This window comes from Streptomyces sp. NPDC002835, assembly GCF_053591995.1.
The window spans coordinates 553965-569864 of record NZ_JBSFUW010000001.1 but is presented as its reverse complement, the minus strand read 5'-3'; the positions used below and the strand labels follow the sequence as shown (position 1 = coordinate 569864).

13 protein-coding genes and 1 other RNA gene are annotated in these 15900 nt (G+C 70.5%); 13 read left to right on the top strand and 1 reads right to left on the bottom strand.

Features of this window, described 5'->3' with window-relative positions; genetic code table 11:
• Positions 1–333 precede the first annotated feature (333 nt).
• The 4 genes from ACWD01_RS02535 (at position 334) to ACWD01_RS02520 (ending at position 5824) form a co-directional block, all read left to right on the top strand.
• Entirely contained in the window at positions 334–1977 is a 1644-nt protein-coding gene (locus tag ACWD01_RS02535; RefSeq protein ID WP_451157247.1) for a serine/threonine-protein kinase, read from the top strand.
• A gap of 129 nt (positions 1978–2106) precedes the next feature.
• Positions 2107–3378 (top strand): serine/threonine-protein kinase, encoded by a 1272-nt coding sequence (locus ACWD01_RS02530; RefSeq protein WP_451157245.1) that lies wholly within the window; start codon positions 2107–2109, stop codon positions 3376–3378.
• A gap of 85 nt (positions 3379–3463) precedes the next feature.
• On the top strand, positions 3464–4570 hold the full coding sequence (prfB, locus tag ACWD01_RS02525; RefSeq protein ID WP_451157243.1) for a peptide chain release factor 2: 1107 nt from the start codon (positions 3464–3466) through the stop codon (positions 4568–4570).
• A 378-nt stretch (positions 4571–4948) separates the two neighbouring features.
• Positions 4949–5824 carry a hypothetical protein gene (locus ACWD01_RS02520; RefSeq protein ID WP_451157241.1) on the top strand — a complete coding sequence of 292 codons (876 nt, stop codon included), beginning with the start codon at positions 4949–4951 and terminating at the stop codon, positions 5822–5824.
• A gap of 101 nt (positions 5825–5925) precedes the next feature.
• On the opposite strand, the gene ACWD01_RS02515 is transcribed toward ACWD01_RS02520, so the two are convergent.
• Complete coding sequence (locus ACWD01_RS02515; protein ID WP_451157239.1) at positions 5926–6117, bottom strand: hypothetical protein; 192 nt, start codon at positions 6115–6117, stop codon at positions 5926–5928.
• A 254-nt stretch (positions 6118–6371) separates the two neighbouring features.
• Here ACWD01_RS02515 and ftsE point away from each other — a divergent pair, with 254 nt between their 5' ends.
• The 9 genes from ftsE (at position 6372) to ACWD01_RS02470 (ending at position 15862) form a co-directional block, all read left to right on the top strand.
• On the top strand, positions 6372–7061 hold the full coding sequence (ftsE, locus tag ACWD01_RS02510; RefSeq protein ID WP_005316903.1) for a cell division ATP-binding protein FtsE: 690 nt from the start codon (positions 6372–6374) through the stop codon (positions 7059–7061).
• 40 nt (positions 7062–7101) lie between these two features.
• Positions 7102–8019, top strand: a complete 918-nt coding sequence (ftsX, locus tag ACWD01_RS02505; RefSeq protein WP_451157236.1) for a permease-like cell division protein FtsX — start codon at positions 7102–7104, stop codon at positions 8017–8019.
• 67 nt (positions 8020–8086) lie between these two features.
• Positions 8087–9244 carry a S41 family peptidase gene (locus tag ACWD01_RS02500; RefSeq protein WP_451157234.1) on the top strand — a complete coding sequence of 386 codons (1158 nt, stop codon included), beginning with the start codon at positions 8087–8089 and terminating at the stop codon, positions 9242–9244.
• A gap of 18 nt (positions 9245–9262) precedes the next feature.
• Entirely contained in the window at positions 9263–9742 is a 480-nt protein-coding gene (gene smpB / locus ACWD01_RS02495; RefSeq protein ID WP_451157232.1) for an SsrA-binding protein SmpB, read from the top strand.
• A 101-nt stretch (positions 9743–9843) separates the two neighbouring features.
• Positions 9844–10213: a transfer-messenger RNA gene (gene ssrA / locus ACWD01_RS02490) on the top strand.
• 183 nt (positions 10214–10396) lie between these two features.
• Positions 10397–11494, top strand: a complete 1098-nt coding sequence (locus ACWD01_RS02485; protein ID WP_451157230.1) for a class I SAM-dependent methyltransferase — start codon at positions 10397–10399, stop codon at positions 11492–11494.
• 409 nt (positions 11495–11903) lie between these two features.
• Entirely contained in the window at positions 11904–12509 is a 606-nt protein-coding gene (locus ACWD01_RS02480; RefSeq protein ID WP_451157228.1) for a hypothetical protein, read from the top strand.
• Positions 12510–12578: 69 nt separating this feature from the next.
• Positions 12579–14705 carry a glycosyltransferase gene (locus ACWD01_RS02475; protein WP_451157373.1) on the top strand — a complete coding sequence of 709 codons (2127 nt, stop codon included), beginning with the start codon at positions 12579–12581 and terminating at the stop codon, positions 14703–14705.
• A complete protein-coding gene (locus ACWD01_RS02470) occupies positions 14702–15862 on the top strand; it encodes an acyltransferase family protein (RefSeq protein WP_451157226.1) in 1161 nt (386 codons plus the stop codon). The genes ACWD01_RS02475 and ACWD01_RS02470 overlap by 4 nt, the downstream gene beginning before the upstream one ends.
• Positions 15863–15900: the final 38 nt, after the last annotated feature.

The following is a 15900-nucleotide window of genomic DNA, read 5'->3' as shown; positions in this document are numbered from 1 at the left end:
GGCTCCGTGCTGGAGGCATCCTCGCATCCGCCACCGACAACACGCGTCCCGCCCACCCGTAAGTGATCTTGGCCGGTCGGCCGGGGGGACAAATGCGGACGGAGAAGCGCCTGGTGGCATCCCGTAAAGGTCATCCAGTGGACTACGGACGGAAGGGATCGTGATGTTCACTGCACGCGGACCCGGCAACCATCCGTACGATGCCCGCGTCTGTCTCTCGAACAGCGGCGACAGGAAAGACACCCCTTAAAGTGGGGCGGACAACCCGGCGGACCGACCTTCATCCGGCGGACCGGGCCATGTGAGGACCACGATCAGCAGGGAGCGCATGACGTGCGGCCGGTAGGCAGCAAGTACCTGCTCGAGGAGCCGCTCGGGCGCGGCGCCACGGGCACCGTCTGGCGAGCCCGTCAGAGGGAGACCGCGGGCGCCGAGGCGGCCGTCGCGGGACAGCCCGGTGAGACCGTCGCGATCAAGGTCCTCAAGGAGGAGCTCGCGAACGACGCGGACGTGGTGATGCGTTTCCTGCGGGAGCGCTCCGTCCTCCTCCGCCTCACCCACCCGAACATCGTCCGCACCCGCGACCTCGTCGTCGAGGGGGATCTCCTCGCCCTGGTCATGGACCTGGTCGACGGCCCGGACCTGCATCGCTACCTGCGCGAGAGCGGCCCGCTCAGCCCGGTCGCCGCGTCGCTGATGACCGCCCAGATCGCCGACGCGCTCGCCGCCAGCCACGCCGACGGAGTCGTCCACCGCGACCTGAAGCCGGCGAACGTGCTGCTCAAGACGGACGCCGACGGCCAGATGCACCCGATGCTGACCGACTTCGGCATCGCGCGTCTCGCCGACTCCCCCGGCCTGACCCGCACCCACGAGTTCGTCGGCACCCCCGCGTACGTCGCGCCGGAGTCCGCCGAGGGCCGCCCGCAGACGTCGGCGGTCGACATCTACGGCGCGGGCATCCTGCTCTACGAACTGGTCACCGGACGGCCCCCGTTCGCGGGCGGCACGGCGCTCGAGGTGCTGCACCGCCACCTCAGCGAGGAGCCCCGGCGCCCCACCACGGTCCCCGAGCCGCTGTGGACGGTCATAGAGCGCTGTCTGCGCAAGGAGCCGTCGGAGCGGCCCAGCGCCGAGAACCTCGCCCGCGGTCTGCGTACGGTCGCCGCCGGAATCGGCGTGCACTCGAACGCCGCCCAGGTCGACGCCGCGCTCGGCGTCGGCGCGCTGCTGGCGCCCGACCCGGCCCCGGCGCCGGTCCCCGGCGCACCGGGGTCCTCCGACACGACGCAGGTCCTGCCGAACACCGGCGGCGGCAGCTCGGCGTACGACCCGGCCGCCGCGACCAGCGTCATGCCGCAGACCGGGCAGCCCGGCGGCAACGCCGACCCGACCGCCGTCATGCCGCCCGTACCCCCGGGGCAGGGCCCCGAGGAGCCGCACCCCTGGCAGAGCCAGCTCCGCGCCGCGCGGGACCGCAACGAGCAGACCCAGGTCCAGTACCTCGACCCGAGCCAGGACCCGCTGCGCCGCCGTCCCCAGCGCCAGGCCCCGCAGCAGCCGCCGCAGAACCAGCAGCGGCCGCCGCAGAACCGTCAGCCGCAGCGCCCCCAGCCGTACGCGCCGGCTCCCCAGCCGCCGCGCCAGCAGTACGCCCCGCAACAGCAGCAGTACGCGCCCCCGCAGGCGCCGCCGCCCCAGCAGCCGCCGGCGCAGCGCCCGCCCCGCCAGCCGAGGCAGCGCGCGAACCCGATGCGCATCCCGGGGCTCGGCTGCCTCAAGGGGTGTCTTTTCACGGTGCTGCTGTTCGTCGTGGCCGGCTGGCTGATCTGGGAGCTCACCCCGCTCCAGGGCTGGATCGCGGAGGGCAAGAGCTACTGGGAGGCGATCGGCGACGCCGTTTCGACGGTCACCGACTGGATCGGGCAGCTCGGCGAGGCCAAGGACACCGCCGACCAGATCGGTAACCAGCAGTAACCCTGTCGTTTTGTCGACTTCTGCGGGCCGACTTATCCCGCAGAAGTGGAGGTTGGCGCCATCCGGGGCACACAGCACCCCGATGCCCGCGTACGTTGTGGGACAACGCCAGCCGCTGAGGGAGCAGTCTTGGCACGGAATATCGGCAGCCGGTACACGGCCCACCAGATCCTCGGGCGGGGCAGCGCCGGCACGGTGTGGCTCGGCGAAGGACCCGAAGGGCCCGTCGCCATCAAGATTCTTCGCGAGGACCTTGCCTCCGACCAGGAGCTGGTCGGACGCTTCGTCCAGGAGCGCACCGCCCTGCTCGGACTCGACCACCCCAGAGTCGTCGCCGTCCGCGACCTCGTCGTGGACGGCAACGACCTCGCACTGGTCATGCAGCTCGTACGCGGCACCGATCTGCGCACCCGGCTGGACCGCGAGCGCCGCCTCGCGCCCGAGGCCGCGGTCGCGATCGTCGCCGACGTCGCCGACGGCCTCGCGGCCGCCCACGCGTCGGGCGTCGTGCACCGGGACGTGAAGCCGGAGAACATACTGCTCGACATGGAGGGCCCGCTCGGGCCCGCCGGCTCGCACCCCGCGCTCCTCACCGACTTCGGCGTCGCCAAACTGATCGACACCCCGCGCCGCACCAAGGCGCCCCGCCCCGCCGGCGGCGCCGCGCCGAACCCGTCGGGCATCATCGGCACCCCCGACTACATCGCGCCCGAGATCGTCGAGGGTCTGCCGCCCCGCGCGGCCGTCGACATCTACGCGCTCGCCACGGTCCTCTACGAGCTGCTGGCCGGCTTCACCCCCTTCGGGGGCGGCCACCCCGGCGCCGTACTGCGCCGCCACGTCACCGAGACCGTGGTGCCGCTGCCCGGCATCCCCGACGAGCTCTGGCAGCTCGTCGTCCAGTGCCTGGCGAAGGCCCCCGCCTCCCGGCTGCGCGCCTCCGAGGTGGCCTCCCGGCTGCACGACCTGCTGCCGACGCTCGCGGGCATCCCGCCCCTGGACGTCGACGAGCCCGACGCGGAGCAGCCCCCGGAGCCGTACGAGGACGTCGCCCGGCCCGCCCCCGGCGAGCAGCGCCGCCGCGCCGCGGTGCCGCTGGTCCCGGGCGGCGCACCGGCCGACTCCAACCGCGACACCCACACCTCGATGCGCGTCCCCGCCCCCGACGAGCTCGCGGGCGGCGCCCACGGGACGGCGCGGGCGCCCCGCACGCCCGGCCAGCGCAGGCCCGGCTCCGCCCGGAACCGGGCCGCCGCGCTGCGCAGGCGCCGCATCACTCTCGGTGTCGCCGCACTCGCCGTGGCCGCGGCGGTCGGCGTCGGCGGCTGGCTGGCCGCCGGCGGCGACGACGGCCAGGCGCCGCCGCAGGACAACCGGCAGTCGGCGCCCGCGGAGCCGTAGGGCCCGCGGGGCCCCTGCGGGCCCCCGGAAGCCCGGGCCACCGGGGGCAGCACTGGTCCGCCGGCTCAGCCGTTACGCTGGACCCGTGGCAGTCGTCGATGTATCCGAAGAGCTGAAGTCCCTTTCCTCGACCATGGGGTCGATCGAGGCCGTCCTGGACCTCGACAGGATGAGGGCAGACATCGCCGTGCTCGAGGAGCAGGCGGCGGCACCGTCCCTGTGGGACGACCCCGACGCGGCGCAGAAGATCACCAGCAAGCTTTCGCACTTGCAGGCCGAGGTCCGCAAGGCCGAGGCGATCCGCAGCCGTATCGACGATCTCGAGGTCCTCTTCGAGCTCGCGGAGGCCGAGGACGACCCGGACGCCCTCGCCGAGGCGGAGGCCGAGCTGGCCGAGGTGCGCAGGGCCCTCGACGAGATGGAGGTCCGCACCCTCCTCTCCGGCGAGTACGACGAGCGCGAGGCCCTCGTGACCATCCGCGCCGAGGCCGGCGGCGTCGACGCCTCCGACTTCGCGGAGCGCCTCCAGCGCATGTACCTGCGCTGGGCCGAGCGGCACGACTACAAGACCGAGGTCTACGAGACGTCGTACGCGGAAGAGGCCGGCATCAAGTCGACCACCTTCGTCGTCCACGCCCCGTACGCGTATGGCACCCTCTCCGTCGAGCAGGGCACGCACCGCCTGGTCCGCATCTCGCCGTTCGACAACCAGGGCCGCCGCCAGACGTCCTTCTCGGGCGTCGAGGTGCTGCCCGTCGTTGAGCAGACCGACCACATCGACATCCCGGAGAACGAGCTCCGCATCGACGTGTACCGGTCCTCCGGCCCCGGCGGTCAGTCGGTCAACACCACGGACTCCGCCGTCCGCATCACGCACCTGCCCACCGGCGTCGTGGTCTCCTGCCAGAACGAGAAGTCGCAGATCCAGAACAAGGCGTCCGCGATGCGCGTTCTCCAGGCCCGGCTGCTGGAGCGTCAGCGGCACGAGGAGCGCGCCAGGATGGACGCCCTCAAGGGCGACGGCGGAAGTTCGTGGGGCAACCAGATGCGTTCGTACGTGCTGCACCCGTACCAGATGGTCAAGGACCTGCGCACCGAGTTCGAGGTCGGCAACCCGCAGTCGGTGCTCGACGGCGAGATCGACGGTTTCCTCGAGGCGGGCATCCGCTGGCGCAAGCAGCGGGAGAAGTAACGCGCGACAAGGCACGCCGAAGGCGCCGGGTTCCTCTGGGCCCCGGCGCCTTCGGCGTTCCGCCGTCCGGCCCCGGGCGATTCGCGCCCGCAAGCGCCGCGCGGGCGTATTCGGCGCTTTATCGACAAGGGAACTGCCGCCTACGAGGCGGCAGTTCCTTTTTATGTCACAGTTGCATGCCCCCAGGCCAGGCAACTGAGAGTATTCCGGACATCGCGTCTGCTAACGAACTTGACGCCCTTTCGAAAACTGGGAAGGGTGGCGCGCGGCATGCGTACTTCTGGGGCGCGTGTGAACTGGGGGCGCGACACAAAGGCCCCCGGACCCGCTGCCCCTGACGCAGCTCCAATGACGAGAGCTACTGGGGGTAGCAGTTACATGACGAAGAACACGCGGATCCGTGTCGCGCGTATAGCCGCGGGCGCAGTGATCGCCGCGGGTGCGTCGCTGACCGCCGCAGGCGCGGCGCAGGCATTCGACCTGACCGGCGACGTCGAGGTTGCCGGCATCGGCGTCAGTGGCGAGGTCACCACCAACGATGAGCCTGACTGCGAGCTCATTCCGACGCTCTGCGAGTCCGGTGGCACCAGCACGGGTACCTCGGGTGAGACGAGCACCGGTACGTCCGGTGAGACGAGCACCGGTACCTCGGGTGAGACGAGCACCGGTACCTCGGGTGAGACGAGCACCGGCACGTCCGGTGAGACGAGCACCGGTACCTCGGGTGAGACGAGCACCGGCACGTCCGGCGAGACGAGCACCGGTACCTCTGGCGAGACCAGCACCGGCACGTCCGGCGAGACGAGCACCGGTACCTCTGGCGAGACCAGCACCGGCACGTCCGGCGAGCAGTCCGGCGGTAACGGCAACTCGGGTGGTAACGGCAACTCGGGTGGTAACGGCAACTCGGGTGGCAACGGCAACTCGGGCGGCAACAGCGGCGGCAGCACCACCGGCGGCGGCAACGGTGGCGGCGGTGTGATCGACGGTGACGGTGACGGCACCGACACCGACAACGCCGGCTCCAAGCCCATCGAGCAGAGCCAGGGCAGGGAAGAGCTGGCCGGCTCCGGCGACGCCGGCACGGGCACCGGTACCGGCACCGGTACGGGCACGGGCACCGGCGGTGAGCTCGCCGAGACCGGCGCCGCCGAGACGACCTTCCTGCTGATCGGCGCCGCCACGATGATCGCCGGTGGCATCGGCTTCCGTATGCTGCCGCGTCTGGTGGCCGGTGGCCGCGCCGTCGCCTAAACGACGGACAGTGCACAAGCGGTAACGCACCACGAGAAGAGCCCGGGGCCGACGGCCCCGGGCTCTTCCATGTCTCGCGCGCGCAGCGCACCCCGCGCGCCCTACCCGGTCTGCGCCGCCAGGAGGGCCACCGCGGCCACCAGCAGCACCAGCAGGGCGAGCAGCGCAGCCGGGTTCAGGCCGCCGAGCGGCCCTTCCTGCTGCAGTCGCTCACGATTCGCCCGGCAGACCGGGCAGCGGCCCTCGGTGACAGGTGCCGCGCAGTTGGCGCACACCAATCGGTCATAGGTCATGCGCTCTCCTCCTCACCGCGCGCCGGGGCCGCAAGGTGCGCGGACCGCAAGCACATTTCTCTCCCGACAACGCACAGGGAAACGCGACTGTTCCCCTACCACTGTGCCAGCTCGCGCGCTTTTAGGCGCGGGCCGCCGGATTTGCCCTTGGCCGACGAACGGACAAAATACGCAAGTCAGGACGGGGACTGCGCGGCCGCGGCGCAGTCGCGTAAGGTCACGCTCACCTACTCCCGGCCGACCGTGGTGCACCCGTGATCCGATTCGACAACGTCTCCAAGACATACCCCAGGCAGAACCGTCCTGCCCTGCGCGACGTCTCCCTCGAGATCGAGAAGGGCGAGTTCGTCTTTCTCGTGGGCTCGTCCGGTTCGGGCAAGTCGACGTTCCTGCGGCTGGTTCTTCGCGAGGAGCGCGCGAGCCAGGGCATGGTCCATGTCCTCGGCAAGGACCTGGCCCGGCTCTCCAACTGGAAGGTGCCGCAGATGCGCCGCCAGCTGGGCACCGTGTTCCAGGACTTCCGGCTCCTGCCCAACAAGACCGTCGCGGAGAACGTGGCGTTCGCGCAGGAGGTCATCGGCAAGCCGCGTGGCGAGATCCGCAAGGCCGTGCCCCAGGTGCTCGACCTCGTCGGCCTCGGCGGCAAGGAGGACCGGATGCCCGGCGAGCTCTCCGGTGGTGAGCAGCAGCGCGTGGCGATCGCCCGGGCCTTCGTCAACCGCCCCATGCTGCTCATCGCGGACGAGCCGACGGGAAACCTCGACCCGCAGACCTCCGTCGGCATCATGAAGCTGCTCGACCGGATCAACCGCACCGGCACCACCGTGATCATGGCGACGCACGACCAGAACATCGTCGACCAGATGCGCAAGCGCGTCATCGAGCTCGAGAAGGGCCGTCTCGTCCGCGACCAGGCCCGCGGCGTCTACGGCTATCAGCACTGAGCCCGGACAGACTGCAAGACTGAAAGGCTGACAGCACGCCATGCGCGCCCAGTTCGTGATGTCGGAGATCGGGGTCGGTCTCCGCCGCAATCTCACGATGACCTTCGCGGTGATCGTCTCCGTAGCCCTGTCGCTCGCCCTGTTCGGCGGTGCGCTGCTCATGCGTGAGCAGGTCAGCACGATGAAGGACTTCTGGTACGACAAGGTCAACGTCTCCATCTTCCTCTGCAACAAGAACGACGCGGCGACCTCGCCCCAGTGCTCCAAGGGGGCCGTCACCGCGGCGCAGAAGGAACAGATCGAGACCGATCTGAAGAAGATGGACGTCGTCGACAAGGTTCACCACGAGACGGCGGAACAGGCGTACAAGCACTACCGCGAGCAGTACGGCGACACTCCCATCGCGTCCACGATCACCCCGGACCAGATGCAGGAGTCGTTCCGCGTGAAGCTGGACGACCCGGAGAAGTACAAGGTCGTGGCGACCGCGTTCGCCGGCCGGGACGGCGTGCAGTCGGTCCAGGACCAGCGCAACATCCTGGAGAACCTGTTCTCCCTGATGAACGGCATGAACGTGGCGGCGATCTTCGTCATGGGACTGATGCTCGTCATTGCGCTGATGCTCATCGTCAACACCGTGCGCGTCTCCGCGTTCAGCCGTCGGCGTGAGACCGGCATCATGCGGCTCGTCGGCGCCTCGAGCTTCTACATCCAGATGCCGTTCATCATGGAAGCCGCTTTCGCGGGCCTGTTGGGCGGTGTGGTCGCCTCCCTGATGCTGCTGGTGGGGCGTTACTTCCTGATCGACCACGGTCTGGCGCTCTCCGAGAAGATGCAGCTGGTCAACTTCATCGGCTGGGACGCCGTGATCACCAAGTTGCCCCTGGTGCTGGCGATCGGGCTGCTGATGCCCGCTGTGGCCGCTTTCATCGCATTGCGCAAGTACCTGAAGGTGTGACAAGCGCCCCGGGCGCCGTACGGGCAACCTCCGTACGGCGCCCTTTGCTTGTCCTAGACTCGTCGCCATGTCCGGCCCCGAGTTCAGTCTCAGGCCCCACGGTATTCGCCGCGGGGCTGCCCTGACTTTGGTCTTCGGAGTCGTCGTGGCCACGGCCGCGGTCACCAACTGCCTGCCGCAGGACGACGCCTCCGCACGGCCCGCGCTCTCCGCCCGCGCCGCCGCGGCGACGGTGGACCGCGAGGACGTGGCCCGCGCCGCCGCCGAGGCCGCGGCCAAGGGCAAGTCGGGTACGGAGGCGGCCGAGGAGGTCGTCAGCCGCAGCGGCGACCGCTGGGGCGCCGTGTACGACAAGCAGGAGTACGAGGAGTTCCGCAAGGCGCTCGACGGCGAGTACACCGGCGTCGGCCTCGGCGCGAGACGTGCCGCCGGCGGCACGGTGGAGATCGCCCGGGTGCAGCGGGACAGCCCCGCGGCGCGGGCCGGGATCAGGGCCGGCGACCGGCTCCTCTCGGTCGACGGCAAGGACGTCGACCGGCGGCCGGTCACCGAGGTCGTGGCGCTGCTCCGCGGCGGCAGCGGCACCGATGTGGTCCTGGAGCTGGAGCGCGACGGGCGTCGCTGGTCGAAGACGCTGACCCGTGCCCTGCTGAGCACCGAGACGGTCACCGTGGAGCATCTCGCGGACGGCGCCGTCGTGATCAGGGTCTCGTCGTTCACCAAGGGCTCCGGCGAGCGGGTGCGGCGGGCCGTGCACGACGCCCCCGAGGGCGCCGGCGTCCTCCTGGATCTGCGGGGCAACGAGGGCGGCCTGGTGTCGGAGGCGGTCACCGCCGCGTCCGCCTTCCTCGACGGCGGCCTCGTCGCCACGTACGACGTGGACGGCCGGCAGCGGGCGCTCCACGCGGAGCAGGGCGGCGACACCGGACGGCCCGTCGTCACCCTCGTCGACGCGGGCACCATGAGCGCCGCCGAGCTCGTCACCGGGGCGCTCAAGGACCGTGGCCGTGCTGTCACGGTCGGTACCCGCACCTTCGGCAAGGGCTCGGTGCAGATGCCGAGCAGGCTCCCGGACGGGTCGGTCGCCGAGCTCACCGTGGGTCACTACCGGACGCCCGCGGGTCACAGCGTCGACGGCAAAGGCATCGCCCCGGACCTGGTGGCGCCCGAGGGCGCCGAAAAACGGGCCCAGACAGTATTGAGTGGCCTCGGGGGCGGGTCGTAGTGCGAAAATGACCGCACTATGGCTAAGGAAACAGGGCGCAAACTGATCGCGCAGAACAAGAAGGCGCGGCACGACTACCACATTCTCGACACCTACGAGTGCGGTCTGGTGCTGACCGGTACCGAGGTGAAGTCGCTGCGCCAGGGGCGGGCGTCGCTGGCGGACGGCTTCGTGCAGATCGACGGCAACGAGGCATGGCTGCACAACGTCCACGTGCCGGAGTACAGCCAGGGCACCTGGACCAACCACAGCGCCCGCCGCAGGCGGAAGCTGCTGATGCACCGGGTGGAGATCGACAAGCTCGAGTCGAAGTCCCAGGAGACCGGGCACACGATCGTCCCGCTGGCGCTGTACTTCAAGGACGGCCGGGCGAAGGTCGAGATCGCGCTGGCGAAGGGCAAGAAGGAGTACGACAAGCGCCAGACGCTGCGGGAGAAGCAGGACCGCCGCGAGACGGAGCGCGCGGTGTCGGCGGTCCGCCGGAGGGCACGGGGCTGACCCCGGGGAATACGCTGGCATCGGGGTGCGTTGGTCACGTACGATGGCAACAGTCCCGCCGAGCGGGGCGCCGCCCCTCCGGGGGCTTGAAAAATACACATGGGGATGATCGGTTTCGACAGCGGATGTTGAAGCAGGGGAAGCGTGTCGAGGAAGCGGCAATGATCTCGTAAACCATATGTCGCAAACAATAATCGCCAACACCAAGCGCGATTCCTTCGCCCTCGCTGCCTAAGTAGCGATTTGCGAAGTGTCAGCCCGGGGCTGTTCCCGACCCGGATCCTGGCATCAGCTAGGGAACTAAACCTCTAAGCCCGGTCACGGGGCGTAGAGGGAAATCAAACAGTGACTGAGCCCGTCGGAGACTTGTTCGCGTGATCTCCGGGGCCGAGAAAATCGCAGCGAACTGCACACGGAGAAGCCCTGATTCTGCACCGTTGGACGCGGGTTCGATTCCCGCCATCTCCACTCATCCCATGTAGACCTCCGGCCCGCGGACACCTCCGCGGGCCGGAGGTCTTTCATGTGCGCCGTGCCCGTGCCTCTCTGTGCGCCCCCGGTATCGATTTGACCGTTGTTGTCCGACTTGTAGTGAACTAGCCTTATTTGTGGGGCTGATGCAGTCGCGTCGGCCTCTCTCTGGAGGCGGTCCTCATGGCAACAGCAGCAGAGGCCGGTCGCGCGACCGGCCAGCAGGCACTCGACTCGGCGCGCCTGGAACAGCTACTCGGGCAGGCCGTCACCGACATGGGAGCCGCCATGAACGGCGTGCTCATCATGATCGGTGCGGAGCTCGGCCTGTGGTCGGCGCTCAAGGACGCCGGACCGCTGACGGCGGCGGAGGTCGCCGAGCGCACCGGTGTGCCGGTCCTGTACGTGAACCAGTGGCTGGCGGCCCAGGCGGCGAGCGGCAATGTCGACTACGACGCCGGCGGCGGCACGTTCACCCTCTCGCCCGAGCAGGCGCTCGTCCTCGCCGACGAGAACAGCCCCGTCTACCTGGTCGGCGGCTACCACATCGTCGCGTCCGTCTACCGCGACCGCGACCGGATCGCCGAGGCGCTGCGCAGCGGGCGGGGATTCGGCTGGCACGAGCACGATCCCGAGCTGTTCCGCGGCACCGAGCAGTTCTTCCGGCCCGGCTATCGCAGCCACCTCGTCGCGGAGTGGATCCCCGCCCTCGACGGGATGACGGAGAAGCTGCGCGCCGGTGCGAAGGTGGCCGATATCGGCTGCGGCCACGGCGTGTCCACGATCCTGATGGCCCAGGCGTATCCGGCCTCCACGATCCACGGGTTCGACTACCACCAGGCGTCGGTCGACAAGGCGGCCGCCCTCGCGGCCGAGGCGGGGGTCTCTGACAACACCGCCTTCGCCGCCGCTTCGGCGAAGGACTTCCCCGGCGAGGGATACGACCTGGTCTGCTTCTTCGACTGCCTGCACGACATGGGCGACCCGGTCGGAGCGCTGCGGCACACCCGCGAGGTCCTCGCCCCCGACGGGGCGGTCATGCTGGTCGAGCCGTTCGCCAACGACGAGCTCGCGGACAACCTCAACCCGGTGGGCCGCATCTACTACGCCGCGTCGACGGTCATCTGCACCCCGTCGTCGCTGTCGCAGGAAGTCGCCGCCGGGCTCGGGGCGCAGGCCGGCGAGAAGAGGCTGCGCGAGGTGGCGGAGGAGGCCGGGTTCACCCGGTTCCGCCGCGCCACGGAGACGCCCTTCAACATGGTGCTCGAAGCCCGGCCGTAGCCGGTTCTTCGCGGCCTGCTTGAACGCCCGCACCGGCGAAGCCGTACAGGCCGGTGCGGGCGCGGTCGTGGGTGCGGGCGCGCGGGCCGGACGGCGCCGCGGGCCGCCGGATTCGACGCGCCCGGAAGCTGGCCGGAAAGCGCGCATGTCGGTGGTTGCCGGAACGAGATATGTCCCTGATGTGTGACAAGAACCGGCTGCGGTGCGCCGGGTGCGACAGGGTGCGCTACATTCATGGATCGGGTGAGTGAGTGGGGTAGAAGCGCTCGGACAGGGCTTGGGGACCGCGTCCGAAAGCAGCCGGGGAGCTGTGCGCGCACCCGAATCCAGTCAGTGGGGGGATGTGCCACACGCCATGGAGAATTGGCAAGAAAACGCCGGTGCCGGTCATACGCACGAGCCGCACGAGGTGACGATTCAACTCGACGGCCTCGGACGGCAGCTGCGGGACCTGCCCGTCGAGCCCATCGCCGTCCAGGAGAGCGACGAAGGGCCGGTCTTCGTCGACGAGAGCGGCCGGCGCAGCAAGAAACTCCGCCGTATCGGCTGGGTGCTGGCCGCCGCCTGCGCCTGCTACGCCATCACCCTGGTCGCCGCCCTCCTCGGAGGCGACTCCAGCGCGCCCTGGATGCCCGGCCTCGGCCAGGCGGGGGACCAGAAGCCCGAGCACGTCGAGATCCAACCCGCGCCCACCGACCGTGAGTCGACGGTGGCCACGCCCAACGCCCCGCCCGGCAAGCCCGCCCCCGACGACTCCGCCGACGCCGTGCTGCCCCGGCCCACAGGCAGCTCCGCCGGCAGCAGTGCACCGCCCGCCGTGCCGCCCCCCGCCGCGACCCCGGCCCCGCGGCCGACGAGCAGCGGCACCGGCGCGGACCCGGGCGGCGGCCCCGCGGCCCCGGCCAGCAGTGCGCCCACCCCCGACACCACTCCGTCCGGTGGCAGCGTGCCCTCCGAGCCCGCGGCTCCCACCAGCGACGCCCCCGTACAGCCCGTGCAAGAAGGCGCACCGTAAATGACCGTCCCCACCCCAGGGGCTCCGCCGCGGCGGAGTCCCAAGCGAGTCGTACGCCGCAGACTGCCGATGCGCTATCTGCTGCCCGTGGTCTTCCTGGTCGCCCTGCTGGCGATGCTGATGCTGCGCGGCTATGTGAACAGCGAGATCCTCGCCGACCACCGCGTCCGCCCCCCGGCCCCCACGGACCAGGTCCCCGAGCACATACTCACGGGCGGCCCCGTCATCGACGCGCGGGACAAGCAGAACCCGAAGGCGCTCAGCGTCCCCGAGCGGCGGCTGGTGCTGACCTTCGACGACGGTCCGGACCCCGTCTGGACGCCGAAGGTCCTCGACGAGCTCAAGGAACACGACGCGCACGCCGTCTTCTTCGTCACCGGCACCATGGCCTCCCGCCACCCGGACCTGGTCGAACGGATGGTGCGCGAGGGCCACGAGATCGGCCTGCACACCTTCAACCACCCCGACCTTTCCTTCCAGTCCACCGACCGCATCGACTGGGAGCTGTCGCAGAACCAGCTCGCGATCGCCGGCGCGGCGGGCATCCGCACCTCGTTGTTCCGGCCGCCGTACTCCTCCTTCTCCGACGCCCTCGACAACGAGGCCTGGCCGGTCACCCAGTACATAGGCACCCGCGGCTACATCACCGCCTTCAACGACACCGACTCCGAGGACTGGAAGCGTCCCGGCGTCGAGGCGATCATCGAGCGCGCCACCCCCAAGGGCACCGAGGGCTCCATCGTGCTGATGCACGACTCCGGCGGCGACCGCTCCCAGACCGTGGCCGCCCTCGACCGCTTCCTGCCGGACATGAAGGCGCGCGGCTACCGGTTCACCAACCTCACAGAGGCGCTCGGCGTGCCCAGCGCCCACACCGGGGTGAGCGGCCTGGAGCTGTGGAAGGGCAAGGCGTTCGTCGGGGCCGTGGCCGTCTCGGAGAACACCACCGAGGTCCTGGTCGTCTGCCTGGCCGTGATCGGCGTGCTGGTCTTCGCCCGCTTCGGGCTGATGCTGATCCTGTCCTTCGCCCATGCCCGCAAGGTCCGGCGCAGGAACTTCAGCTGGGGGCCGCCGATCACCCGGCCGGTGTCCGTGCTGGTCCCCGCGTACAACGAACGCGAGTGCATCGCCAACACGGTCCGCTCACTGATGGCCAGCGACCACCCGCTGGAGGTCATCGTCATCGACGACGGCTCCAGCGACGGCACCGCCGACATCGTCGAGGCGATGGGGCTGCGCGGCGTCCGTGTCGTACGGCAGCCCAACTCGGGCAAGCCCGCCGCCCTCAACAACGGGATCAGGAACGCCCGGTACGAGATCGTCGTCATGATGGACGGCGACACCGTCTTCGAGCCGGCCACCGTCCGCGAGCTCGTGCAGCCCTTCGGCGACCCGCGCGTCGGCGCGGTCGCGGGCAACGCCAAGGTCGGCAACCGCGACACCCTCATCGGGGCCTGGCAGCACATCGAGTACGTGATGGGCTTCAACCTCGACCGGCGCATGTACGACCTGCTCGGCTGCATGCCCACCATCCCCGGTGCCGTCGGCGCCTTCCGCCGCACCGCGCTGGAGCGGGTCGGCGGCATGAGCGAGGACACCCTCGCAGAGGACACCGACATCACCATGGCCATGCACCGCGACGGCTGGAAGGTCGTCTACGCGGAGAAGGCCCGCGCCTGGACGGAGGCCCCGGAGTCCGTGCAGCAGCTGTGGTCCCAGCGCTACCGCTGGAGCTACGGCACCATGCAGGCGATCTGGAAGCACCGTCGCGCCCTCGTCGAACGCGGGCCCTCGGGCCGCTTCGGCCGGGTCGGCCTGCCGCTCGTCTCCCTCTTCATGGTCCTCGCGCCGCTGCTGGCCCCGCTGATCGACGTCTTCCTGCTGTACGGGCTGGTCTTCGGCCCCACCCAGAAGACCATCGCGGCCTGGCTCGGCGTGCTCGCGATCCAGGCGGTCTGCGCCGCCTATGCCTTCCGGCTCGACAGGGAACGCATGGTCCACCTCCTCTCCCTGCCGCTCCAGCAGATCCTCTACCGCCAGCTGATGTACGTGGTGCTCCTGCAGTCCTGGATCACCGCCCTGACCGGCGGCCGGCTGCGCTGGCAGAAGCTGCGGCGCACCGGGGCGGTCGAGGCCCCCGGCGTCGCCCAGAACCAGCGGCAGCGCGCCGCCGCGGAGCGGAGGCCGGTCGCATGACCGCCACGTCACCGCGGACGGCGCCGACGCCGACGGAGGGGACCTCCCCGGTCCCCGCCGGCGGCAGGGACCGCTACTTCGACCTGCTGCGGGCGCTAGCCCTGTTCCGGGTCGTGCTCTACCACCTGGTGGGCTGGGCCTGGCTGCCGCTCCTCTTCCCGTCCATGGGCGTGATGTTCGCGCTGGCCGGCTCCCTGATGGCCCGCTCGCTCGCCCGCCCGGCGCTCCAGGTGATCCGCGGCCGGATACGGCGGCTGCTGCCCCCGCTGTGGGTGCTGGGAGCCGTGGCGGTCACCGCGATGCTCGTCGGGGGATGGCGCCCCGGGCCGTCGGCGGTCTTCTGGATCCTGCCGCTGAGCGACCCGCCGTACCTCGCCGCCGGCTGGGCCGGCGACCTCGCGGAGCCGCTCTGGTACCTGCGCGCCTATCTGTGGTTCGTGCTCCTGACGCCGCTGCTGCTGCGCTGCCTGCGCAGGCTGCCGTGGGCGACCCTCGCCGCACCCCTCGTCCTCTCCTTCGTGCTGGCCACCGGCCACCTCTCCACGCCGGAGCGGATCGACTCGGCGCTCACCGACTTCACCACCTTCGGCGCGTGCTGGATCCTCGGCATGGCCCGCCAGGAAGGCGTCCTCGCCCGCCTGCCGCGTTACGTCGTGCCCTCGCTGTCGCCGATCGTGATGGCGGCCGGGCTCTGGTGGGCCGTGCGCCACGGCTTCCCCTCCGGCGACGGGCTCGACGGCATCCCGCCGGCCGCCGCCCTCTGGTCGCTCGGCGCGGTGATGCTGCTGATGCACGTCAGCCCGTCCTGGGAGTCCTGGCCGCCGAAGCTGCGCCAGTGGGACAGCGTGATCACCCTGCTCAACGCCCGGGCCGTGACCGTCTACCTCTGGCACAACGTGTGCATCCTGCTCGCGGCGGCGCTCTGGGACCGGATGTGGGACATCGACGCGCTCGCCGAGCACGCGCCCTGGCTGCTGGAGAGCTGGGTGCCCGTGCTGCTGGCCGCCTGGGGGCTGATCGCCGTGTGCGTCCTGCTCTTCGGCTGGGCCGAGGACCTGGCGGCGAAGCGCCGTCCGCGGCTGTGGCCGAACGGTCAGGGGAGCGGCCGCTCACACTCCGCCCGGCCCGCAGGTGAGAGCAAGGTTTCGCATCGGTGACGTGTAACCACCGGCCCTGAAACGCGCCGTCCATAACG

Bases quoted from the DNA above. Each gene is read 5' to 3' on its own strand.
- ACWD01_RS02520 (WP_451157241.1), top strand. From the start codon at position 4,949: ATGACGAAGAACACGCGGATCCGTGTCGCGCGTATAGCCGCGGGCGCA.
- ACWD01_RS02515 (WP_451157239.1), bottom strand. From the start codon at position 6,117: ATGACCTATGACCGATTGGTGTGCGCCAACTGCGCGGCACCTGTCACC.
- ftsX (WP_451157236.1), top strand. From the start codon at position 7,102: ATGCGCGCCCAGTTCGTGATGTCGGAGATCGGGGTCGGTCTCCGCCGC.
- ACWD01_RS02500 (WP_451157234.1), top strand. From the start codon at position 8,087: ATGTCCGGCCCCGAGTTCAGTCTCAGGCCCCACGGTATTCGCCGCGGG.
- smpB (WP_451157232.1), top strand. From the start codon at position 9,263: ATGGCTAAGGAAACAGGGCGCAAACTGATCGCGCAGAACAAGAAGGCG.
- ACWD01_RS02485 (WP_451157230.1), top strand. From the start codon at position 10,397: ATGGCAACAGCAGCAGAGGCCGGTCGCGCGACCGGCCAGCAGGCACTC.
- ACWD01_RS02475 (WP_451157373.1), top strand. From the start codon at position 12,579: ATGCGCTATCTGCTGCCCGTGGTCTTCCTGGTCGCCCTGCTGGCGATG.
- ACWD01_RS02470 (WP_451157226.1), top strand. From the start codon at position 14,702: ATGACCGCCACGTCACCGCGGACGGCGCCGACGCCGACGGAGGGGACC.